Annotated in this window: 20 protein-coding genes and 1 pseudogene; 4 read left to right on the top strand and 17 right to left on the bottom strand. The window is 40.6% G+C overall.

Annotated features, from left to right (window positions below):
* Positions 1-17 precede the first annotated feature (17 nt).
* The 3 genes from HUN01_RS26350 to HUN01_RS26340 form a co-directional block, all read right to left on the bottom strand.
* The gene (locus tag HUN01_RS26350; protein ID WP_181928641.1) at positions 18-1,586 is read right to left on the bottom strand and encodes a metallophosphoesterase family protein; all 1,569 of its coding nucleotides are present in this window, start codon (positions 1,584-1,586) and stop codon (positions 18-20) included.
* Positions 1,587-1,684: 98 nt separating this feature from the next.
* Positions 1,685-2,110, bottom strand: a complete 426-nt coding sequence (locus tag HUN01_RS26345) for a type II toxin-antitoxin system VapC family toxin (RefSeq protein WP_181928640.1) — start codon at positions 2,108-2,110, stop codon at positions 1,685-1,687.
* A 19-nt stretch (positions 2,111-2,129) separates the two neighbouring features.
* Complete coding sequence (locus HUN01_RS26340) at positions 2,130-2,345, bottom strand: hypothetical protein (RefSeq protein ID WP_181928639.1); 216 nt, start codon at positions 2,343-2,345, stop codon at positions 2,130-2,132.
* A gap of 275 nt (positions 2,346-2,620) precedes the next feature.
* Between HUN01_RS26340 and HUN01_RS26335 the strand changes: the two genes are divergently transcribed.
* Positions 2,621-2,761, top strand: coding sequence for a hypothetical protein (locus tag HUN01_RS26335; protein WP_181928638.1), 141 nt, complete (start codon positions 2,621-2,623; stop codon positions 2,759-2,761).
* Here HUN01_RS26335 and HUN01_RS26330 read toward each other — a convergent pair.
* Complete coding sequence (locus tag HUN01_RS26330) at positions 2,742-3,146, bottom strand: hypothetical protein (RefSeq protein WP_181928637.1); 405 nt, start codon at positions 3,144-3,146, stop codon at positions 2,742-2,744. The genes HUN01_RS26335 and HUN01_RS26330 overlap by 20 nt on opposite strands.
* An 87-nt stretch (positions 3,147-3,233) precedes the next feature.
* Complete coding sequence (locus HUN01_RS26325) at positions 3,234-3,458, bottom strand: hypothetical protein (protein WP_181928636.1); 225 nt, start codon at positions 3,456-3,458, stop codon at positions 3,234-3,236.
* 479 nt (positions 3,459-3,937) lie between these two features.
* Between HUN01_RS26325 and HUN01_RS26320 the strand changes: the two genes are divergently transcribed.
* Together HUN01_RS26320 and ltrA are read left to right on the top strand one after the other, a co-directional pair.
* The gene (locus tag HUN01_RS26320; RefSeq protein WP_181928635.1) at positions 3,938-4,222 is read left to right on the top strand and encodes a DUF427 domain-containing protein; all 285 of its coding nucleotides are present in this window, start codon (positions 3,938-3,940) and stop codon (positions 4,220-4,222) included.
* Positions 4,223-4,877: 655 nt separating this feature from the next.
* Positions 4,878-6,665, top strand: coding sequence for a group II intron reverse transcriptase/maturase (gene ltrA, locus HUN01_RS26315; protein WP_181928634.1), 1,788 nt, complete (start codon positions 4,878-4,880; stop codon positions 6,663-6,665).
* 170 nt (positions 6,666-6,835) lie between these two features.
* Here the strand turns inward: ltrA and HUN01_RS26310 are convergent, their stop codons facing one another.
* The 11 genes from HUN01_RS26310 to HUN01_RS26260 all read right to left on the bottom strand — a co-directional run bounded on the left by HUN01_RS26310 (position 6,836) and on the right by HUN01_RS26260 (position 22,104).
* Positions 6,836-7,639 (bottom strand): PEP-CTERM sorting domain-containing protein, encoded by an 804-nt coding sequence (locus HUN01_RS26310; RefSeq protein ID WP_181928633.1) that lies wholly within the window; start codon positions 7,637-7,639, stop codon positions 6,836-6,838.
* A 288-nt stretch (positions 7,640-7,927) separates the two neighbouring features.
* Positions 7,928-8,230, bottom strand: coding sequence for a hypothetical protein (locus HUN01_RS26305; protein ID WP_181928632.1), 303 nt, complete (start codon positions 8,228-8,230; stop codon positions 7,928-7,930).
* Positions 8,231-8,328: 98 nt separating this feature from the next.
* On the bottom strand, positions 8,329-11,586 hold the full coding sequence (locus tag HUN01_RS26300; protein WP_181928631.1) for a HEAT repeat domain-containing protein: 3,258 nt from the start codon (positions 11,584-11,586) through the stop codon (positions 8,329-8,331).
* A 69-nt stretch (positions 11,587-11,655) separates the two neighbouring features.
* Positions 11,656-12,114 carry a hypothetical protein gene (locus HUN01_RS26295; RefSeq protein WP_181928630.1) on the bottom strand — a complete coding sequence of 153 codons (459 nt, stop codon included), beginning with the start codon at positions 12,112-12,114 and terminating at the stop codon, positions 11,656-11,658.
* 339 nt (positions 12,115-12,453) lie between these two features.
* Positions 12,454-15,465, bottom strand: a complete 3,012-nt coding sequence (locus HUN01_RS26290) for a hybrid sensor histidine kinase/response regulator (RefSeq protein WP_181928629.1) — start codon at positions 15,463-15,465, stop codon at positions 12,454-12,456.
* Positions 15,466-15,708: 243 nt separating this feature from the next.
* Positions 15,709-18,525, bottom strand: coding sequence for a methyl-accepting chemotaxis protein (locus tag HUN01_RS26285; protein ID WP_181928628.1), 2,817 nt, complete (start codon positions 18,523-18,525; stop codon positions 15,709-15,711).
* Between the two features lie 61 nt (positions 18,526-18,586).
* On the bottom strand, positions 18,587-19,084 hold the full coding sequence (locus HUN01_RS26280) for a chemotaxis protein CheW (RefSeq protein WP_181928627.1): 498 nt from the start codon (positions 19,082-19,084) through the stop codon (positions 18,587-18,589).
* A gap of 4 nt (positions 19,085-19,088) precedes the next feature.
* Positions 19,089-19,466: a response regulator transcription factor gene (locus HUN01_RS26275; protein ID WP_069071198.1), complete on the bottom strand. Its 378-nt coding sequence runs from the start codon at positions 19,464-19,466 to the stop codon at positions 19,089-19,091.
* Between the two features lie 65 nt (positions 19,467-19,531).
* Entirely contained in the window at positions 19,532-19,897 is a 366-nt protein-coding gene (locus HUN01_RS26270) for a four helix bundle protein (RefSeq protein WP_181928626.1), read from the bottom strand.
* Positions 19,898-19,950: 53 nt separating this feature from the next.
* On the bottom strand, positions 19,951-21,018 hold the full coding sequence (locus tag HUN01_RS26265) for a response regulator (RefSeq protein ID WP_181928625.1): 1,068 nt from the start codon (positions 21,016-21,018) through the stop codon (positions 19,951-19,953).
* Between the two features lie 669 nt (positions 21,019-21,687).
* Entirely contained in the window at positions 21,688-22,104 is a 417-nt protein-coding gene (locus tag HUN01_RS26260; RefSeq protein ID WP_181928624.1) for a Pepco domain-containing protein, read from the bottom strand.
* 450 nt (positions 22,105-22,554) lie between these two features.
* Here HUN01_RS26260 and HUN01_RS26255 point away from each other — a divergent pair, with 450 nt between their 5' ends.
* The gene (locus tag HUN01_RS26255; RefSeq protein ID WP_238845651.1) at positions 22,555-23,097 is read left to right on the top strand and encodes a caspase family protein; all 543 of its coding nucleotides are present in this window, start codon (positions 22,555-22,557) and stop codon (positions 23,095-23,097) included.
* A 57-nt stretch (positions 23,098-23,154) separates the two neighbouring features.
* Here the strand turns inward: HUN01_RS26255 and HUN01_RS26250 are convergent.
* Positions 23,155-24,181 (bottom strand): annotated as a pseudogene (locus HUN01_RS26250) (IS4 family transposase).
* Between the last annotated feature and the right edge of the window lie 37 nt (positions 24,182-24,218).

The following is a 24,218-nucleotide window of genomic DNA, read 5'->3' as shown; positions in this document are numbered from 1 at the left end:
TTCATCGCGCATCCCGTTTAAATCACAAAAGGTTCAAGTTCGCTATTATGCCACTTCTCTTCAACCCGTTCAGTAATCAGCGGTCTGATGATAAACTTGGGCGGACGACCATCTAGAACATCAATCCGCACGCATGAATAAGGCAATCGGTTCTGGAAATTGTAGTCATGACGACCCACAAAAAGCATTGAATCTGCAACTTTCCGAGTGGGTTTACCTGCAATCTCAGCAAAAGTCTCCATCAATTCAGTCCCTCCTCGGCGTTGATAGCGGGGACGATGACCACTACCACCAGAGATAATGCAGTTAATGTGAGAGTCAGCAAATCCGGTATCAGTTGTGCAAAGATGCTCCAAACAGTGAGCGTGACCGTTTAAAATCAAATCGACTATGGGACGTTCTTTAATTAGAGAACCAAGAGTTTGTGCTACTTGTTCAAACACCCAGCGCAAGCGATGGCGAACCGCCAAGGTTTGTGCCTGATTCCACTTTGTAGCCTCGGTGACGTATGGTGGATGGTGGAAAAATATTACACGTCCGCGCACTTCGGAGGTATTCCAAGATTCGATTAGTCTGCTTCGCAACCATTCAAGTTGTTCAAAGTCGATGGCAGGCATTTTATGAGATGCTAGTTGTTTTTCAATGTCGATTTTGATCTCGTTGATTTGGTCTAATTTGGCGCTAAGGTCATCAAGTTGTTCTGCTTCGCTTGGTTTATCTGGGTTGAGGCGATCGCATATTTTCAAAATCTGCAATTCTTCTTGATCGATCTCATCGCGGCGCTTTTGCAATTCTCGGCGGTAAATTTCCCCTTCTTGAGTCGCAGGCAAAGGTGACGGTGTATTAAAGGTGTTAGAATCCAGTGCAAAAAAATCAATCCCGCCGTAACGAAAGGTGTAATAACGATTAGGTAAGCGGGTAAACTGTCCAGGTTGATAACGCAAACAGCGTCCTGTATCAGTCTTAGCAGTGTAGTGGCGATCTAAATGACGTTCTAACTCTTGTGGGGACATCGCCTGGGTGTAGTCCATAAATGCCCGTGCATAGGCATTACCTTGATACGATCCATGCCAGCCAATCTCGATATCTTTGTAGCGGAACAGGCGACGTATTGATGATGTTGTGCCAGTCAATAAACGGTACATCAACGGCACATCGTAGTAATCATGATTACCGAGTACTGGCAAGAACGGCAGATTAAACACCATGCGGTCATAAGGAATGCTTTTCGGGTTGTCACCACCAACAAGAAATTCCCGGTAAGGCTCAATAAAATTTGTTGAATAATACTCTTGGGAACCCACCACATAGATTACATCGCCTGTGTGCAACACAAAACTGCAATCATCGCGGTGAGGAAGCATCAGTTCGGCAACTTGTCGTTGGGGGTGGTGTCGAGAATGGGATTTAGTGCCAGAATCACCGATAACTATAAAGGAAAATTCTGGATTATCCTGCCTGCGATCGTCAATAACTAGACTGGTTTGATCAATTCCCCGTTGCACAAAACTTGGATGCATCCACCGCACCCGTTCCTTCATCTTTTGAATTTTGACAGGAATCGGTGGATCGGAAATCAATTTCATGGCTGATAACTCTTGAATGCCTAATGCACACACCGATTGTAACGAAATATTTAATTGTCATTAGTCATTTGTGAATAACTAATGCCCCATCCCAATTTTTAAGGCAAATTTTCTCGCAGTAATGCTCGAAAACCTGCTTGTTGAAAATGCTCATCAGCAGTCAGTGCTTCAGTGATTCCGCTATATTCCATCACAATAAAAGATACGCAATCGATAAATCCCCATTCTTTCTCTGTTCGTTCGCGATATAGCTCGAAAGCACGTTCGTAGAGTTCCTGGGAGAGGGGAACAATTTCTACTTTGGAGTCTGCTACTAGAGAATTTAACAATATGATTGCTGCTTGACGATAAGGTTGTTGGGATAAGGCATTGCCAATTTCCAACATCACAGCTTGGGTTGTTACCAAACGAGTTTCTGCTGCTTGTAACATTTTAGCCAGATGTAAAGCTCTGTCATGCAAGCGATCGCTCGGTGCAGATAAGGCAATGGCAAATGATGTATCAAGAAAGACTTCAGAATGCATGAAAAGTTTACTTAATAATTTACTTACTGTATAAATATTTATCTATATTGGCAGACCAGTCAGGTGGCCCTTCGAGGTTTAGCGATCGCGCTGTTTGCAGAAATGATACCGTTTCATGTTCACTTGGCGGTAAAATTTCAATACTGATTCGCACGCGGGTATTGATTGGCAGTGCGATCGGTTCAGCCGGATAGAACACTTTGCCATTAAACACAGCTGTGATTTTTTCTACCATTTTCCCCAAAAATTGCTTCTAGTCTATCCTAAGCTGGTTGTGGTGATACGGGTAGGGTAGACGACGCTTTAATTAGTGAAGATACGTATACTTGTCTTACAAATTATCTCGATTTTTTATAATGAATTACACCCCCATTGTCCACTTGTCAACCAAGAAGAATCAGATTTGGCTACTTCCTCAATAACTTCTGGTTTGAAACCTATTACTACACCACATTGGTTTAGCTTCACTCCTTTACCATATTTCCTAATCACGCTCGTGTAATGGGAAATATGGTATTTAATGGCAGTCCTTGGGCGCTATGTTCTCGCAATTACCTAGTGCGGATGATTGAGGCGGCAAGACGCGAGGGGTTGGAAATTCGGGCTGCATTGAGCTTGGGAAACTTACTATTTATTCGGATAAATCATTAGTGTTGGTCAATGATGTCAACTGCGATTCAACTGCGTTGAGGTAACTTGAATCATTTAAAACTTGCGCTGGTAACTTGTTAGCCCTGATAGCAGCCTGAACCACATCTTTCGCAGTCAGGCTTCCTATTTGGTATGCAGATATCAAAGCGCCTCCACTGGGAATACCCTGCTCTTTTAAATAACCTTGATAAGCTAGAAAGGCAGTATTGAAGGGTTGCAGATAACTGGCCTCTGTAGAATTTTTGCGTAAAGCATTAGAGTTAACAGCTGTATTTATTTGTCCGCCACTATTGTTAGTATTAGTTGTTTGAGCGCCAGCGATTCCAGGTATAAAAGCAATAGAGGCAATGATAAGTGCAGAATTGAATAAGGTTGTAAATTTCATGATTTTATCCTAAGTAGAACTAGATTAATTAGCGAAAAAGCTGTAAATGATGTAAGTAAAAACTCAAAATTACAGAGGTAATTTAGATTATTCAAAATTACCAAGACCCATCATGTAATAGGCGATAAAAGCACTATCAAAGGGTTTGAGATAATTGACATTTGTAGAATCTTTAGGTAAAGTGTCAGAGTTTACACTTGTGTTTACTGACAGGCTATTATCATTTTTGGCTGTATGAAAGCTAGTGATTTTAGGTATAGAATTAAACCAAGAAACAATATGTGCAGAATTTATCAAGCTTGTGAGTTTCATAGAGTTATCCTCAATTAGAACAAGGTGCAAATGGGTGAGTCAAATTCACCCAAACTGGAGCAGTTGGGAATTCGGAGAAGGTTTAGAAAGAACTTAAAAGAGGCAAATATATGCTAGATAAAATCCTTAGTTCGTAAACATTTCTAGAAGGTGCGTTAGCGTAGCTCGCCATAGGCATCGCTTACTCAAATATCTAGATATTTTTTGCTTTAGCCTATAAACCGAAATCCAACTTTTTTTGGCTAATTAACTTTGCATATCAATATCTTAGAAAATCTTTACGATAGAAGCAAATGCTTTTAGTTTTCAAATTAATAAATAAAAGTGATTGTAATTAATACTGAAAGAAAATCTCGACAACACATTGCCTCTTCGTGACTGATAAACTCTTTTGGTAGCGTTACAGGTTACATAAATTCGCTACAAACAAGCTGATAGTGTCAAAATGTTATGTGTATAGTTTATTTACAAAGTCATTTATGCCGAAAGCAATTTGGAATGGAACTGTTTTAGCTGAGAGTGATAATACTGTAGTTGTGGAAGGCAACCATTATTTTCCTGTTGACACCATTAACAAGCAGTACTTCACAGAAAGTAACACCCACACTACTTGTCCTTGGAAAGGTGTCGCTAGTTACTACAGTATTGAAGTTGATGGGCAAATCAATAAAGATGCTGCTTGGTACTATCCCAGCGCTAAGGAGAAGGCTAAAAATATTGAAGGTTATGTGGCCTTCTGGAAGGGTGTAAAAGTTGAGGCTTAATAAAGGTTCCTGGAAGTATTTTAGTTTCAGGTAATTGATATTATGTCCGACGTGCGAATCGTTGGCTAGAAACTAAGACCCATAAGGGTTTGGAGGATTAGCCGCAAGGTACAATGCCTTGACAACTGAATGACTATGTAGGTGAGAGTTAGTATCCTAGAACCCCCCAAATCCTACCCCGTAGGTGCAACGGTGAAAGCATCACCCCCAGGTTTGAGACTAGCTATCAAAGCCTGAAGCGGGGTGAAAAGGTGTTATTACTGACAGCCTAAGTCGGTAAGCATCGAGCAAAGTACCCATGAGTAAAGCTTTGGCTTGAAGATGCAATTGAGTCGTCGTTACAATGAACCAGCGAAATAAGGCTTAATGCGCTGGAGCCAAAAGGCACAGGATAAGGAGTTGGCAAGAATCGGATTGACCAACAAGCACTTCCAATAAACCCGGCGAAGAGCATCACTCTAAAGGTACACAGTATGGTCACTCGGAACGATATAACCTCTCGTATGCTCTCAGGTGGTCGAATCCCTGAGTAGGTGCTAACCGTATGCAGCGAGTAGGGGAGATTAAGTCAAAAGCGAATGTCTGGGGTAATGCCCAGAATATGCAGACAGACCTACGGTGATTTGGATGATAAAGTCCCAAGTAATGAGTATATATGTCTAATACACAGTCTCAAAGACTGATGGTGGAATGGCACTCTATTAACTGGCGTAAGCTAGAGCGTAGCGTGTATAAGCTCCAAAAGAGAATTTATCAAGCCTCTGCCCGTGGTGATGTAAAAGCATATCGCAGACTCCAAAAGACACTGATGAAGTCATGGTCAGCAAGAGCTTTAGCGGTTCGTAGAGTCACCCAGGACAACCAAGGGAAAAAGACGGCTGGTGTAGATGGCGTTAAGTCGCTGACTCCAAAGCAACGTCTAGAACTCACTGATATCTTAAACCTGGGTACAAAGGTCAGCCCAACTAGGCGCGTATGGATTCCTAAGCCTGGAACGGAAGAGAAGCGACCTTTGGGTATACCTACAATGAAAGACCGAGCCTTGCAAGCACTTGTCAAACTGGCACTAGAGCCAGAATGGGAAGCGCGATTTGAACCCAACTCATACGGGTTCAGAGCCGGACGCTCATGCCATGATGCGGTAGAAGCAATATTTAAGGCAATCAAGCTCAAGCCAAAATTTGTACTCGATGCCGACATATCAAAATGCTTTGACCGCATCGACCATGAAGCACTGCTGAGAAAAATAAATACATTCCCCACCATCCGCCGACAAGTACGTGCATGGTTAAAAGCGGGAGTGATGGATGATAAGCAGTTGTTTCCAACATCTGAGGGTACGCCACAGGGCGGGGTCATTTCTCCGTTACTGGCAAACATTGCCCTACATGGGATGGAAGAACGAATTAAACAATACGCCAATACCCTCCCTTGTAAAGACGGTCTTAATAAACGGGATACCCGTAGAAGTCTAAGTCTAATTCGTTATGCCGACGATTTCGTAATTCTCCACGAAAACATAACCATAGTCCAAAGATGCAAAGAGATTATCTCTGAATGGTTAAAAAGCATGGGTTTGGAACTAAAGCCCAGTAAAACGAGACTGACTCACACCCTCAACCAGTATGAGCAGGAAAAACCAGGGTTCGATTTCCTTGGTTTTTCGATACAACAATTTCCAGTAGGAAAGTATCACTCGAAACGGGGTTTTAAAACAATCATCACCCCAAGCAAGCAGAAGCAAAAGGTACATTATGAACAAATCGCTAATGTTATTGAAACCCATAAGGCAGCTCCGCAAGCGGCGCTAATCAGCCATTTAAACCCAATAATTAGGGGATGGGCAAACTACTACGCGACTGTGGTAAGTAAGGTAGCTTACTCAGATATCGATGACCTCACGTACCAAAAGTTATATGCCTGGGCAAAACACCGCCACCCCAAAAAGAACTGGGGATGGGTGTCAAAAAGGTATTGGCAGTCTATAGGCGGTGATAACTGGATATTCGCAACCAGGAAGGAAGGTTTAACCCCAACTCGGTTACTAAAACATGCCGACACTCCAATAGTACGTCATGTGAAAGTTAAAGGCGAATCGTCACCATACGACGGAAATCTGGTTTATTGGAGTACAAGAATGGGTAAAAACCCCGAAATGCCAAATAGGACTTCAAAACTCCTGAAAAAGCAAAAAGGGAAGTGTACCCACTGCGAAATGTTTTTCCGCGAAAGCGATGTGCTAGAAGTTGACCATAAAATCCCTAAATCGCAAGGTGGTAAGGATATTTACGATAATTTGCAACTTCTACACAGACATTGCCACGATACAAAAACTGCCAACGATGGTAGTCCTGGCATAAAATCCGGCTGCAATAGTGCCGAGCCTAAGCCCACCAGAATACTTGAAAAAGTCAAGGATAAATGGGTAATGAGGTATGCGTGACAAGCACCAAACCATTGAGGAGCCGTGTGAGGTGAAAGTCTCACGCACGGTTTTGAAGACCAACGGGGTTGGTGACAACCTCGTTGAGTTTAATTAATTGCCCATAAAATAATTAGCCCGCTTGTGCGGGCTGACTATTTAAACTATTTGCGAATTTTTTTAATACGTAATTATACCTTCGCCTTGCAAAATGCTGCTTGCTTTCTCTTCGCCAGCCAAGCCAGACTACAAGCAAGTATAGTACCAGCGATCGCACTTGGTTCGGGTACTCTTGTTGTCACTATAAGAGAAACAGGTGTAATAGTTATCTCGCCTCCATTATTACTACCAGCGTTCATTTCCCCAGAATTGTCAATGATAATGCTACCTCCTTCTACTAAAAGATTGCCGGCACTGCCAATTGTCCCAGAATTGCCGCCGTTATGTGTAACTGTTACATTACTATCATTTATGAAAGTCAGTTCATTAGCATTAATCTGCCCATTATTGCCGTTGATAGTGCTATTGATAAATGTTACGTTACCAGTACTGTTATCTATCTTCACATTGTCGCCGCTAACAGTACTATTGGTAAACGTTACGCTACTAGAATTGTAAGCATTGATATTACCAGCGATCGCAAGCCCAGAAAGTGTAACATCGGCGGCGTTAATATCAAACACGGGGAATTGATTATTGCCACTGATGGTAAGTAAGTTAGCACCTGGGCCATTAATAGTAAGATTTTTAGCGATCGCAAGTGCCCCACTCGTCAGGGTAATTGTACTAGGATTACTGCCCAATAAGAACTCTACTACGTCATTGCTAGTTGCAATGTTGATCGTATCTCGCAATGAGCCAACGCCACTGTCATTGAGATTGTTAACCGTCAAGGTAGCAGCCCGTGCTGATTCCACTTGCATTATTACCCAGCCCAAAGCAACGGCTGTGGAAATAGCTTGAGCGACAGCCTTTTTTCTATTGTTTTTTATCACTTAAAACTCCCGGTATTAATTTGTCAAAGAATAAAAAAGTTACTTGTACAATTACATAGATACATCATAATGTTTAAATTTAATTTGCAAAGCGGGTTTTAATAATTAACAGATTCAAAATGTAATTGAATAATTTTCAAAAGGCTGTGAAATATTGCCCGTATCGCTAGAAATGCTTCAATATGCAGCGAATAGCGATCGCATATTCATAACTTTGACTTGAATCAAAGGTGGTTTACTCGGCATCAATACCTTTCCACACTTGAGATACAGGTATAGTATTTCCGATCATCGCACCGTACCAACCTTTCGTAAATCTGAGTTGTGCTGGTAATAGTATAGGATTTGTATATATAAGTTTTGCTTAAGCTGTGGTAACGATCGCATAAGCATTTGCCACAAATAGATAAGCTTTGGTAACGAAACAGGTTGTGTTAGTAACAAAACACGTTGTGTTAGTAACGAAACAGGTTGCGTTAGTAACAAAACAGGTTGTGATAGTAACAAAACAGGTTGTAATAGTAACAAAACAGGTTGTGATAGTAACGAAACAGGTTGTGTTGGTAACGAAATAGGTTGTAATAAAGACAACAACTTTATTCCTAACGATGGCTTTTGTGTTCGTAACGAGTGAACAAGCTATTGTTATCACGGGAATTTCATTTGTAACGTTGCTGCTGGGAAATTGCTCAAATTCTTGTGAAGAGGATTTTCTTTAAGCTTCGCATCGCACGAGTTGCAAAGTTATGCTGATGCCAAGCTTGATAAAAATCGGGGTAAGTCATATTCTGGGAGCATTCCCAGGCTAAATAGTAGTAATAATTATTATTCAATCGCCAATAACCACTTAAAGCTTTAACTGCCTCAAAGCGATCCTTATTATTCTGTAAAATTTTTCCTAAGCTGAATGCTGCGTGTTTACGGTTGAAGTCAGACACATTACTTGATTGAAGCAGATGCATCAAGGCAGCAATCGCATTTTCATTACCAGTATCGATTTCCCATAAGCTTAATGCTGTCTGGCAAAGTGTATCGTCATCCACATCTTGGGAGTGCAGCAATTGCACCAATGCAGTAATCGCAAATTTATTGCTTGTACCGATTTGCCCTAAGCTTGATACTGCCTGCCAACGGGTGGAGTCATGTAAATCAGTTGATTGCAGTAGTTGTACCAAGGCAGTGATCGCAATTTCATTGCCTGTGCCAATTTGCCCTAAGCTTTCTGCTGCCTGCCAACGGGTAGACTCATCAACATTTTCTGATTGCAACAGTTGCACCAAGGCAATGATCGCAATTTTATTGCCTGGGTCGATTTGCCTTAAGCTTGATGTTGCCTGTGTACGAGTAGAGTTATCCACATTAGTTGATTGCAGCAGCTGCACCAAGGTAGCGATTGCAATTTCATTGCCAGGGTCTATGTGCCCTAAAGTTTGTGCTGCCTGCAAACGGGTGTGATCTACAGTGGTTGATTGCAGCAGTTGCACCAAGGCGGTGATCGCAATTTCATTGCCAGGGTCTATGTGCCCTAAGCTAGATGCAGCTTGGCTACGGGTAAAGTCATTTACATCATTTGATTGCAGCAGTTGCATCAAAGCAGCAATCGCTTTTTTATTGCCTGTGGCAATCATCCCTAAGCTCAATGCCGCTGGCCATAGGATGGAGTCATCTAGGTGATTTGATTGCAGTATTTGCACTAAAGCGGCGATCGCAATTTCATTGTCTGTACCGATTTTTCCTAAGCTAGATATCGTCTGAATACGGGTGTTATCATCCACATCTGGGGATTGCAGCAGTTGTACCAAAGCTGTAATCACTTCTGGATTGCCAGTGCCAATTTGTCTTAAGCTCTGTGCTATCTGCCTACGAGTGTTATCGTCCACATTTATTGATTGCAGCAGTCGCACCAAAGCAGCGATCGCTTTTTCATTGCCCATACCGATTTTTCCTAAGCTTTCTGCTGCCTGCCAACGAGTCTCATCATCCAGATTAGTTGATTGCAGTAGTTGCGCCAAGGCGGCGATCGCAATTTCATTGCCAGGGTCGATTCCCCCTAAGCTATCTGCTGCCAGCTTACGGATAGAGTCATCCAGATTAGTTGATTGCAGCAGTTGTACCAAGGCAGTGATCGCAATTTCATTGTCTGTGCGGATTTTCCCTAAGCTTTCTGCTGCCTGCCTACGGGTGGAGTCAGACACATTAGTTGATTGCAGCAGTTGCACCAAGGCGGAGATCGCAATTTCATTGCCAGGGTCGATTTCCTCTAAACTATATGCTGCCAGCCTACGGGTGAAGTCAGACACATTAGTTGATTGCAGCAGTTGCACCAAGGTGGAGATCGCTTTTGTACGGTCTGTTTGTTGCAATACAGACCTAGTTTCCTCTTGAATTGGATCAATAAATTCAGTCCACTCCTGTTTATTGATATTAAAATAACCAAAGCCTGACTTGACAATTTGCGCTAGTATTTCATCAGCTCTAGAATAACCTCTAAACTCTGCAATTCCTGCCGCGGCTAAAAAATAGGCGCGATATTCATAAAATCCTTTATCTACATTTTCTCTATTACCCTTATCACATCCATCTTTAAAGTTGACCAAAGCATCAACAAATTGTTGCTTTTTATCTTTGAGGTTTTCTTCTTCTCGCCCCAACCAAAGTAATATTGTTTGTTTCCATTGCGGATCAAAGATGCGATAAGTCCCTTGGCTGGGATTTTTGGGAACATGATCGAGAAAGAAATGCCAATCATCAATTGCTGTAGCAGCAAAATACTCTTGAAATGAGGCATGAAAGAAAGAGTAAACAGGTTTTCTATTTGTATCTATCCCTACACAGTTTACCCAGCCTAACTTTAGTGCCAATTTCAGCAGCGAATTTTCATCATCAACATATCCCAAAAAGTGATTAACAAAATCCTCCCGCAAGCGAAAACGGGTTGCTTCTTTGTCTATTGCTTCTTTAGCTAATTCCCCCAATTTGATATTGAGTTGCTGACGCTGGTGAGAGTTTGTAGCAAATTCTTCTTTTTTCCACTTGTAGAAGTCATCAACAAATTGCTGATAAAGTCCCGCTTGAGTATCCGGTAATTTTCCATCTCCTGATTGCCAATTCAAGCACAGCAGCGTCAACCGCAGAGGATTTTTCACTAAATCCTGAATCCGTTCCTTACCTGATTTTTTCAGGGCAGTGCATAACTGCTTCCCAATTTCGGGGATAGCAGCGAACCATTTGTCAATAAATCTTTCTACCTGTTGTGGATAAGAAAAATCTAAACTGCGATAGGTATCAAAATCATCAAGTGCATTAATGCTGCCATCCCACAAATTAACGCGACAAGTTAGCACAATTCGTGCTTGAGAAATTAACCCTCCTTCACGAAATTGCCGTGCAATTTCTGTTAGAGGATTAGATGCGGACATTTCATCTAACCCATCTAGCAGTAACCACACATTATTTTGCTTAAATAAAGCAACAAAATTATCCTTCAGTTGCTTAGTGGCTTCAGCTTTCCCTTTTTTCTCAGCAACCTGAGTCAACCAAGTCTCAAACAGATAAGATTTGAGTTCCTTTTCTCGCAAATCTGCTAAAGATACCCAAATGACAATTGACTGGTGAATCTCACGAGATACCCAATCAGCAATCTGCTGTAAAAGTGTTGTCTTTCCTGCTCCTGGTTCGCCAATAATCGCAATCCGCTTACCTTGACTTTTAGGCGTGTTCTTCTGTTTGAGAACTTCTTCAAGAAAAGCATCATGCTCAAACGTTTTAGTGATTTCTGTCTCCTTGTACAGTTCTGACCCCTGTTCTGGAGAAACATCACCCTGACGTTTAGATTGTTTTTTGCGCTCAACTAATCCCAGTGGTACGTAAACATCATCAACTTGTAGGGCGACTCCTTCAGTTGATGTCAGAGGATTTGTAGTCAGCTTTCGCCGTTCTGCTAGCATTTCACGGCAGACTTTACGCCAGTCATTAGGAGTTAACTTTGTCCCATCCTCCCCTTGAGACGACTGTAGTCAGTTGTAAGTATTAGTCTGTTTCTCAATGTTGATTTGTTGGGCAACCATTGCACCTTTCTCTGCTTTTATCTCCTCTGCTAACTTTGCAAAGTTGTTGACTACTGAGGGCTGAGACTGGATTTCTGCTGCTTTATTTTTAATTTCCTTGGCAGTCTCAGACTGGTCATTGTTAACTGCTGTTTCCACATCCACAACAGCTTGAGCAATTTCTGGGTCTGCGTCTGCTGCTGCTTTCAGTTCCAGCACTGCTTGACCATAATCTAATCGCTGCGGTTCATCTCCCTCTATAGCGCTGGTGAGTAATGGCGACTTATTCTTTTGGCGGAGTAATTCGATTAACTTGCCACCTAGTGCCCATGCAGCATCACCAATGTTTTCGCCGATTTTCTCTTGTGCTTTAGTCCAAAGTGTAGTTGCGATCGCAGTAGCAACAGCCGTCAGTGTTACAGTTACCATAAATTCACTACAAATTGAGTTGATGTAGAGATTATTTCAATTGACACGAATAGTATCACGAAAAAGCTAGGCGATTATTAGTGATATCAATAAATACAGTTCAGATAAAACCAAAACAATTGTAGAGACGGCGATTTATCGCGTCTCAAAAACCAAAAATTTTGCCAGTAGCCTTTAACCCGCACAGGCGGGTTTTGTCTGTATAGCCGCGATTTCTAGTCGCCAGGATACTAATACCAATTCAATTAATGATTGCAACACATCCTTGGGTAAAGACGCGATGAATCGCGTCTCTACAAATGGTATGTTTGTCGCATTCTTGTTTCAAATTATGAATTATTAATTAGAAGCTACCTTTTCTGCTACAGGATGAATTATTTCCTCTAGGGTTTGCAATAACTCTTGCTCATTATAAGGTTTAGAAAAATAAGCTCGCGCCCCTAATTGCATAGCTAGTTGCCGATGTTTATTGCTGCTACGAGAAGTCAGCATTGCAACTGGAATATTTTTTGTATCAACGTCTGAATTTACCTTACCTAAAAATCCATAGCCATCAAGGCGAGGCATTTCAATATCACAAATTACTGCCTCCACTCTCAATCCACTATGGAGTTTTTCTAAGGCATCTTGACCATCTTTAGCTTGCTCTACTTGATAGCCTCCTTTTTCAAGGGTCAGAGCTAAAAAGCGGCGAACATTAATCGAATCATCTACGATTAAAATTGTACCTTTCTGCTTAATAGATGCTGCTGATATTTTCTCTTCGTCAAATATTAGGAACGGTGTTTTTAACCTTACTGATGGTAACTGAGTGCCTCTCGGTGTCTTCCGATTTGTAGCAATCCAATACAGCAATTCATTGACATTAACTAGTGGCACTACTCGACCATCACCGAGAATTGTGCAGTTGCTAAAACCTTCAGGTAAGGGGATATTTCCCTCGACTTGGCGAATCGCAACTTCTTGTTCACCCCAGCAACGATCTATTTGAATTGCTACTGGCTGATTATTACCTTTGACTACTAACACGCTGTTAGTACTAATGGCTGCCGGAATTTCCAACTCTGCGCTATCGTAACGTAGGCAATTAAACTCTAAATAACGAGTTAAGCGAATCAGTGGCAGCATGGTTCCTTGCCAATTTAAAACTTCGCTACCAGCCATTTCAAAAACTCGCTCGTCTTGGAGTAAAGATATTTCTGAAATGACATCTGTAGGAAATGCTAATAGAATCTTGTTGATTTCTACCAGCAGAACTCGCGCAACGGAAAGTGTAAACGGTAATGAGAGGGTGAAGGTAGTACCAACTCCTGGTTCCGTATCAACTTTGACATCTCCTCGAATTAGTTTAAGGTTGTTGCGAACCACATCCATACCGACACCACGACCAGATAATGCTGTCACTTGCTCGGAGGTGGTAAAACCTGGTTCAAAAATTAGTGATAACAGTTCTTCATCACTAGCATTAGCGAGTAGAGAAGTATCCAGTCCCATAGCTAGGGCGCGGGTGCGAATTTTCTCCAGAGAAATGCCCCAACCATCATCACGGATAGTAATGAGAGTGCGATTACCGCGGTGAGTGGCTGTAATTTCAATCAATCCTTGTTCTGGTTTACCCAAAAGGCGACGCGTGGCAGAGTCTTCGATACCATGATCGAAAGCATTCCTTAACAGATGCATTAAAGGTTCGTTTAAAGCTTCTAAAATGCTGCGTTCAATTAAAGTGTTACCACCTTCAATTTTTAACTGGACATTTTTCCCATACTCTACATTTAAATCGCGTAAAGCTCTAGGAAAACGTTCGACTAAATCAGACAACGGTCGCATTCTGATGTGATTTAGTTTGGTTTGTAACTGTTTTGATGTTTTGTTGAGTTTACGAGCAATATGGTCTGTATCATCTACACTGAGTTGCACATCTGTTGTGACTTCTTGTACCTGAACAATGGTTTCCATAACTTCCTGCGATCGCAGGTTGAAATCGTTATAGCGATCCATCTCTAAGGCATCAAATTCACTGTCTGTACTTTGTGTTTGCTGGCTATTTTCATCTCGCCCTCTCACTCCAGCAGCTTGAGTGGAAATTTTGTCGGAGACTATACGTAATTCCTGGTTTTCTCGGTCGAGAACTTGGACTCGCTGGTTCAGGTTACGAACGAGTTTGCGTAATCTTTCTAGTTGTGAGTTTAACCCATTTCGCTGAACAATCAGTTCGCCAAATAAATCATTAATTTGCTCTAGTTGTTTGCTAGGAACTCGAACGCTATTTTCATGACTTTCTCGTTCTTTCGTTGGCTCTCCTTTGTTTTCTGCAAATCTGGCATCTGGAGGATTATCTTCTCTGGCAAATATTGTATTGTGTTCAGTGACATTGACAGAATTTACGTCATCGGCAAATTCTGCATCCACAAATGTAAAATTAGCTGCGATTGCTTCATCTTTAACCCAAGTTTCTGGAGTTATCTCTGCTTGCCAAACAGCTGTTGACGCTACTTCTGTGTCGAGGACATCTGTGGGAAGAAGTTGTGGTATTATTTCTGCTGGTAATAGTGCTGGGAATTGCGTAGAACCACCCAAGTGAATTTCTGTAGGTAAGTTATCTAGTTGATTCGTCAGCACCAAAGCTTGCGATCGCCGCCATGCTTGCAATGCTAACTGGGCAATTTCGGAAATGCGTTCCCCGTCGCTACTCACAGTTTCCAAGTGCTGCGTTACTGACTCACAAAGCTTGCTAAAAGCTGGCAACTGGAGCATTTCACCCAAACCACCCAATTCAGCTGCCATGATCACAATTTCTTCATGCAATCCAGGCTGTTCACTATTTGCCAATACAGATTCTAGACGCTGCAAACACTCTTCTACTTCTGTGGAAAATAGCAAAGGGATAACGTCTTGCCCATCTTCTGGGGATAGCATAGTTGAGGCATCCTCTGGGGTGGGGTCGCCCAAGCGATCGTGCAACTCATCAAAAATTGGGTAACAAAAGGTTGCTAACCACTGATCTTCAACAACATTCCCTTGTGCAAGTAATTCTACAATCTGACGCAGCCAGTCAACTCCAGATAGCAATAAACTTTGCAACTGAGTATCAATTTCTAAAGAATTTTTTTTAGTTTTTAAAACTTTAAAGGAATCTTCCAGACGGTGAGATAAATCACTTAGCGATCTAAATCCCATCATCCCCGCGCCACCTTTAATAGAATGAGTAGCTCGGAGTGCAGCATTGATTTTATCTAAATCGATACGGTTACTAGTATCGATTTCCAACAATACCCCTTCTAAGGTATTTAAGTAATCTGTTGCTTCTTCCAGAAACTGCATCTGGATTTCTAATTCTTTGTCTTGTAGCATAGTTTTTGTCCTTAGTCATTGGTCATTGGTCATTGGTCATTAGTCATTAGTCATTGGTCATTGGTCATTAGTCTTAGTAAAAGGACAAAGGACAAATGACAATGGACAAATAACAAAAGTCATTCGTCATTGGTCATTGGTCATTAGTAAAAGGACAAATGACAACAGACAAATAACAAAAGTCATTCGTCATTCATCACTAGCAAATCGCAAAGGACAAAGGACAAATGACAAATGACAAACTTAACTAACTTTGAAAGCCTCGACAGTCTCTTGCAATTGCTGGGAAATTTCTACAGTTTGTTGCAGAGATTCAGAAACTTGGCGAGAAGAATCGCTGGTGCGTTGTGATATGGCAGCGATATCTTTCATCAATTGGCTAACACTTTGGGATGTTTCAACCTGAGATGCGGTTGCAGTGGAAATCGACTGCACTAAGGAGTCAATTTGAGACGATACATCCAAAATTTCACTCAGACTTTGTTTAGCCTCCTCCACAATTCGAGTCCCTTCTACCACTTGGGTAGTGCCTATTTCCATTGCTTGGACTACTTCACTGGTTTCTCGTTGAATATTTTCAACGATTTGTTCAATTTCTTGAGTTGCTGCGGCACTCCTAACTGCTAGTTCGCCGACTTCTTCAGCAACTACAGCAAAACCTTGACCTTCTTCACCTGCACGTGCTGCTTCAATCCCGGCGTTGATGGCTAGTAAGTTGGTTTGAATCGCAATTTGGTTAATTAAGGACACCACGCGAGAAATTTGTTGCGAAGACTCTCCCAAACGTTTCACTTTCTTAGCAGTTTCACCAACAGTTTCCCGCAAAGACAGGATGTTTTGTACTGTTAAATCCATCGCGTATCCGCTCTTAGTGGCAGTGTGAGCAGCATGGTTAGCAATGAAGGCAGCTTTTTCGGCACTTTCGGCTACAGCTTTCATGGATTGGGTCATTTGGTCAACAGCATCAAGGGTGCGGTTGATTTCGGCAGCTTGGGTGAGCGCTTCCTCTGCCAAGTGGCGGATGGCTCCTTCGTTAGAGCCAATGGCACTATTCACATGGATAGCAGCTTGTTTAACTTGGGTAACAATATCCCGGAGGCTTTCGACAATGGAGTTGAAGAAGTCGGCAACAGTGCCTATTTCCCCAGCTGTTACGTCTGCACGTACTGTCAAGTCACCTCTGGCTGCTCCTTCTACGTCGTTAAGCAGTTCTAAAAGTTGCTGTTGCAGTGTTTCGTCTGACCCGGTTACGGTAACATTTCTAACTTTTTCTATCTCTTCTAGTAACTTGGTTTGTTCTAAGGCATAGCCGACTTGAGTTGCTATCTGTTGAAACAAGTCAATTTCCGGCTGTTGCCAAACACGAGGCGTTTCGCAATGATGGGCAATTAATAAGCCTAAAAGTTTTTCTTGGGCAAGAATCGGTACGATTAAATGACCTTTGACAGCAAATTTTTCCAACAGTTGGATGTAACCGTCGGCATTTTTCAGGCTTTGGTCTTGATGAATATTGGCAACTGCTTGCACCTCTCCATCGTGATAAGTTTCTAGATAACGTTCCCGAAAATAGGGGTCGTCAATTTGCACTCCCAGCATTTCCGGCCAATCACCAGTTACCGATTCCGCAACGACAACGCCATCCCGATTATCTGGATTCAGACTATAAATGATTACCCGGTCTGTTTTTAGCGATCGCTGAACTTCTTGGACTGCTGCGTGATAAATATCTTCAGTTTTGAGAATTTTCCGAATTCTTAGAGTAATATCTGCTAATAATTTTACCCCTTCAACGTCTAGTTCCTGTTGCTGCTCCTTAACTAAGACTTGTAATTGTTCAGCCATCAGGTTGATATTTGCACTCAATACCCCTAATTCGTCTTCTCTTTCAATTTCCAGACGGGTATTAAATTTACCTTGACCTAGCTTCGCTAATGCCGCAGTGGCATTGAGAATTGGTTGTGTAGTCAGTTTAGCTAACCGAGATGCGATCGCAGCTACAATCAATGCTGTCACTGCTGTACCAATGGCTATAATCCACAACAATTGTCTTTGCGGCTCAAATACGGTTGCTGTATTTGTAGATAAAAGTACCTGCCAGTTTAAATCAGGTAAGCCATCTATACTATTAGCTGGTACGTAGCTAACTAGTTCTTGTTTTTTCTGAGTTTTGGGAACTTCTATAAAACTATCTAGCTTTTTGGCTGCCAGCAGTTTCGGTAAACTAGAATACTCTCCCTTTGCTTCTTTCCCCAATAATTCCTTTTGGGGACTCAAGAAAACTGTTCCCGAAGCATCGAGCAAATGGTATTGTTGTCCGTTGGCTACGTAGTTCTTAATGACTTCCTCTAAAGATTTTACGGGCATACGTGCTTGTACCAAGCCAATGGTTTGGCCCGTCCTTGTCTCTTTTACAGGTGCAGTTAGATAAATACTCATGACACCAGTATTTTTTGCTGCTTCCGGTTTGCTGATGACAGGAGTATCTTTTTGTAAAGCGTCTTGAAAATAGGTACGTTCTTTTTGGTTTTCCAGTGGTTCGCCTGTGGATTGCACAATCAAGTTACCTTGACGATCAAAAACAGCAATGCTGTCATAAGCTTTGTAGGCTTCGACAACACTATCTAGGACTGCTTGCTTTTGCTGAGTAGTGATACTGACACTAGCTTGAGGACTTGTCAAAAATAGCAAGTTTGATATTACTTGGATATCACCGTAGCGTCCCAGCATAAAGCGGTTAAGTTTATCACTTAAACCAGTGGCTTCGGCTTGTTGAGATTGGGTAATTTGCTTGGTAATCGACTTGTTGGCAAAACCAAAAGCGATCGCACCGATGCCCAAAACTGGTATTGTACCAATTGCGATCGCTAAAATAGTCGCTTTCTTAACCAATCCTAGCCTTGTAAAATAAGCAATTCCCTGATTCAAAGAAGAATTGTTAGCACTTTCAGTAGTCAGTTTAGTGGGTAACTTTACTACAGTTCCAATGGCTTTTTGGGATGAAATCAGTGATGCTCGATTTTGAGCGCTATTACCTTGATTTGTGTTGGTTTTATTAAACATAAAATTAATTCTCCTAAGTATGTGAATAAGACACTAAAAATCTTTTTTTTAGTAGTAAACCCTAATCACTGCGGAGAATAGAAGATTGTACAATCGCCTGTGCATCTAATACCAGTAATATTTCTTCCTGCTGCACAACGCACCCACATAAATAAGGAACTAAACTGGATGTCACTTGTCCTATAGGAGAATGAATCTCATCAACTATAAACTTGGTTGTACCTTTTATTTCTTGTACAACTAAGCCCAACACTAATGATTCTACTTGGATAACGATTACATTGTACTGCCGCAGTCGATAATCTAGGGATTCTAAATTGAGCATTTTTGGCAAATCAACTACCCAAATTATCCGACTCCGCCAATTCATTAATCCTAATATGCAGGGGGGCATATTAGGCATCGACGTAATAGATTCAACAGGCACAAGAATAGCTTCTTGTGTATGCTTCATTGATAAAACAGCAGTAGTTTGTTGATTTAGCTGAAACTTCAGATAACCATCTGCTAAATTATTTTGGGTTGGTTTTGAAGCAAGAGTAATGTTTGTACTAGTCATTGATTTAAATTACCACTGATTTAATAGTACGTAGAAGATGTTCGCGGGTGTAAGGTTTAGTTATATAGGCATCTGCACCTTGCCTCATCGCCCACAAACGATCAATTTCTTGATTTTTAGAACTACAAACCACAATCGGCACTTTTGCCGTAATCGGATTTCTTCTTAGAGAACGACACAATTCAAATCCACTCATTTCTGGCATTACTACATCAGTAACGATCGCATCTGGTTTTTCTAACACAGCTTTTTCTAAACCCTCTTTTGCACCGCTTGCTTTAATTACGTTGTAACCACTTTCTTTCAGATAATGGCTCATCAATTCCAATTCGCTGGGAGAATCTTCTACAATTAAAATTGTGCCAAGCAAAGTCAGGCTCACTATTAAATCTCCTAAAAAAATAAATTAAACGTATTAGCTTTTTATAAGAATTCAGAATTCTGAATTCAGGAGTCAGAATTCTGAATAGAATTAGCATAGCTTGTTAGGAGTTTACTAACTTCTTCAAGTTTAATTTTTAACTCCGAAGTATCACCATATTCTAAATCATTTGAAAGAATTAGATAATAACGACATTCTTCCAGAGAGCCTTGTGCAATATTTAAAAAACGTCCTTTATCTGCTAAACCTTTTTTCTTAAACCCTTCTGCTATATTGGCTGGTATAGAAATTGCTGCCCGTCTAAATTGAGAAGTCAGTCCATATATTTCTGATTTAGGAAAATGAGCAGTAAATGGGTACACCAATAAAATAAATTGATGTGCTTTTTGCCAAACTACCAAATCTTGAAATGTCTTTGCTGGCTGTCTCATTTATTCTAATCTCCTGAATTCTGACTCCTGAATTCTGAATTCTGATTCCTAAATCAACCAAGATGCTTAAAAACCATTTTTAGCAATTCTGATTGTGTAAAAGGCTTAGTCAAATATCCTGATGATCTGACTATTTTAGCCTTTGCTCTGTCGATAAAGCCTGTTCTACCAGTCACCATAATAATTGGTGTATTTTTAAAAGCTGAATGTTTACGTAATAAGGAACATAGCTCATAACCATCTAAACTTGGCATTTCAACATCTAGCAAAATCAGATCAGGCTTACTCCGCAGAATTTGCATTAAAGCTTTGACTGGATCGTTGATCATCACAACTGAAAATGTGTTTTCATCCAAAAAGTGTTTAATGGAATTCAAAACCGTTTGGCTATCATCAATGCAAGCAATTGTATATAGTTTTTTACCAACAGGTGGCTGAGTAATTTGATTATTCTCAGGGATATCAAAATTAATTGGTATCGGCAAGTTCTGCCCAATTTTTATATGCAGTTGTGGCTGAACTTGAGACGATTGTGTTGCAGACAAAACTTGAGAACCGCCACCAGACGGAATTGATGACTGAATATTTTGTCGATTTCGTAACTGCTTTTGACAGTGTTCAACGAGTAAGCGCAAATCCAGGCGACAGAACTTTGGTAGTTCATTCAAAGAGCTTTCTGGACTGAATTCATAGCTACCTTCTTTTAAACACAGAAATGATTCCAGCACTTCCTTTGCCAATTCGTCTATCAGGCTTCCTGCTTGCACAGAGGTAATATAGTCCTGATTTACTAACCAACAAATAGCTTGGTAATCCGCATTTGGTATTGATTGATGTTCATTCTTCGTCTCAAACATCAGCCGCATTTGCACGCGAGTGGCGCTGTTGAGAGCAGGAATTTGCTGGCTTAAGCGTCGCAAGTGACTGTCAAGCCGTTCAAACAGTTTATCTGAATAGGAGGCATAAGTAAGTTTACCGTCCTCTAGATAAATTGACCAAGAAACTATTCCAGTAAATATGCTTAAGCACCCTGTAGCACGCCGACTGGTTAATTGTGCCAACAGAGATAGCGGATGTAGTTTCTGGAACAACCTGTAGCTACCTATAGGAGTTGTGCTCATTTTGCTTTTACTTCAGCTAAATTCGATACGTGTAAGCTAAATTCGTATAGAGTTCTTCCACAATTGAAATCAAGTAAAAAGCATCAAACTTTTGCATTTTAAAGTACATCAGTTTACATCTAGGTTTGTGGTGAAACTCAACGACAGTAGCGTTATTTTCAGATGAGCAAATCTTAGTAAATTCGTAAATTCTTATTAATTTACTTACTGTTACTGAGACTTATCAACATCTTTCGAGAAATAAGACATAAAAATGTCAAGACTAGATGAAGCCACTTTCCATTGAGTAACCCCATTCTGACCACAGGAATAATACTGATTTTGTAAAGGTTAATATATTTGAACTACTGTATTTACACTTAAATACAATCTAGTATGTAAGCAAATAAGAACTATATGAAGCCACTTTTAATTAAATATACCCGTTATGACCACAGGGATAATACTGATTTTGTTGATAAAAATAAAACCAGAATTCAGAATTCAGGAGTCAGAAGGTTTTAAGTAAAGTTTTATACTGTTAAAATGATTTACTGCTTTTGCAGAGTTGTTGTTCAAAAAAATTGTGCGATCGCACAGCCAATTTATTCTTACTGTTGATATTGTGCGATCGCTATGCTTACGGCTATAAATTAGGCCACATCTCTACATTAGGTATTAAGATAGCATTTATTTCCGCTTGAATTTAAAAGTCATCGCTCCTTTTCCCCCAGCTTTCCCACCACCAATCCCAAATAAACTGATTTGTCCTTCGCCATTGACTTCTACTGAGAGTTCTACCTCATCAAGCTGGAGCTTAGAATCGGGTTGGTCAGCTTCATCAAGCATTTCCCGCATTGCTTGCAGAAATCCCTTCATCTCTTGCTTGAGTTTCGTTACCTCTACTTTGTGTCTAGTAATTACTATTTCGTCTCTTTTTCGGCTGACAACTATTTCTTCTGTAGTTTCAACTCCCAGTAGTCCTCCTGTATCTCTACTGCTTCTTGCTCCACTATTTATAAATGTTTCACTAGTTGTACTTGATGTTTGGGCTGTTTCTTCAGTAAGAATCCAGATGGCTTTGGGGGTGGAATTTTCTGCTGACATAAATTTAATTATTGAATTAAGTACAGATAATCATAGGGGTACAACATAATTCATTGGTGTCAACTTAAGCCAAAAATAGCGTACTGATTGGGTGTTGTTCACCCGCCAGCCAGGGATTGTAAATCCCTGGCGGACGTGCTGGCGGACGTGCGGTTTCGCGTTAAGTTGACACCAGTGCAACATATTGTGCCCCTACCTGTATACTTCATTTACCTGAAATACGCGGTAGTGCGCCAAAGTGCCAACTACTACCTCTGTTTTAAATGTGCCAGTCTGTTGAGCTTTTCTAGAAGATAAGGGGGAACTCTGACGACAATTTGAGGTTTAGTTATATCAGGCAATTTTTTTAGTTTCAGATTATAAACTGCATGATCAGTGTATTACTATTATTCAGTAGCAACACGTAAACTTGCAATAGGGAAGAACAAATTAGTCAATACGAACGCAGAAATGGCTAAAAATTGGGTGATCGCGATCGGCATTAACCAGTACAACAATCTTCAGCACCTAAACTACGCCAAACTAGATGCCGAAGCTATGCGCGATTGGTTTCAAAATGAAGTGCGGTTTGACAAAGTATTTTTGTTTACAGAAGATTCTCCCCCAATTAAGACTTCTCCACCCATTCCCACTCAGGCTACTTACGGTAATTTGCGGCGGTTCTTAAGGGCAAACTTTGAAATACCACTATTAGCACCAGGGGATAATCTCTGGTTTTTCTTTGCTGGTCACGGTTGTCGTGAAGCTGACCGTGACTATCTCATGCTGATGGATAGCGATCCAGGGGATGTAGAACATACGGCAATCCCTGTTGATTATGTTACCCAAAGATTGCGCCGTAGTGGAGCAGATAATGTAGTGTTGTTTTTAGATGCTTGCCGCGATCAAGGAAGCAGGGAAGGAAAGGGTATTGGTAAAGAACATCAGGGAGTAGTTACCTTTTACTCTTGCAGTCCCAGTCAAAAGTCTTATGAAATTGACCAGAAATGTTGAATGCTGATACAAAACTTTACATAGATAGTTACACTAACTCTAAAAAGGCTAAATTAGTCAACATAACATCATCTCCTCAAACCAATGAACATAGCTGATTTTCTGACACATACAAGATTGCAAATAGCGGAATTTATCTAATAGTGTATGTCCCCATTGTGCGGGAATAGATAAAAGCTGTAAAATCAGATAAGCTATTAAACTAACGTAAATTTGTATGGTGATACCGTTGACGTTTTTGGTAATTAATTTGTCAAGTTTTAAGTGCATCTTTAAAAAACTTCCACAAGAGTTCAACTCCCCAACGTAATCGATAAATATCCCTAATTTCATCATCATTAACAGCTGCATCTCCCGACTTTGGTAAATTAGTCACTAAGCGGAACTCAGTTTTCGTTTCTAAATCACAAAAATTAATGACTCTATAGGCAATAGCCTCATCAGATGCACCTACTTTGACTAATCCAGTTGCATCCTCAAATTCTAGTAACGAAATTGTTTTTTAATCCGCAAAACAAAATATTTGTTTTCTTGTACCAATTCTTGAATGAATTTTAATCCCGCAAAGCCTCTATCCATTACCCCTACAGCATTAGTTGGGAGACTAGACATCATCTTGGAACCAAATTTATAATCATGATCATGTCCAAAATTGATCAAGTTATCTTCTGGGCTACCTGTAGCTAAATTCAAAGAACTAAAAAGTTTGACTTGATGATGACCCAAAACCCATAACAATTTACTTGTCAGGGTAATAATTGTTGAATCAATAGGACAAATAGCATATTTATCGTGTAATTTTTTGTGAATTTTCTTCTGTACTAATTCATTTAATTTTTGGTAAATTCCTTGAAATTGTTTTTTGGCTTCGATGTAAATTTGCTTTAGAAAAAGTAGAAATATCTACCTCAAATCCTGTATTGTTTAATCTCTTAAATAAATCTCGCATACTTGTTAAGCTATTATCCAGAGCATAGGATAGCCAGCACTCAAAGAATAGACGACTATTCAATACTGGATAATCATTTTTTGGCAGGCTTTTCAAGATATCTTTGACAATTTTGGGAAATGAATTTATAATCACAATCAAACTAATATAGTTTAAGCCTTCGCCCAAAAAT

Origin of the sequence: Nostoc edaphicum CCNP1411, from assembly GCF_014023275.1 — a bacterium.
Classification (GTDB): Bacteria; Cyanobacteriota; Cyanobacteriia; order Cyanobacteriales; family Nostocaceae; genus Nostoc; species Nostoc edaphicum_A.
This window is presented reverse-complemented; position numbering and strand designations above follow the sequence as displayed.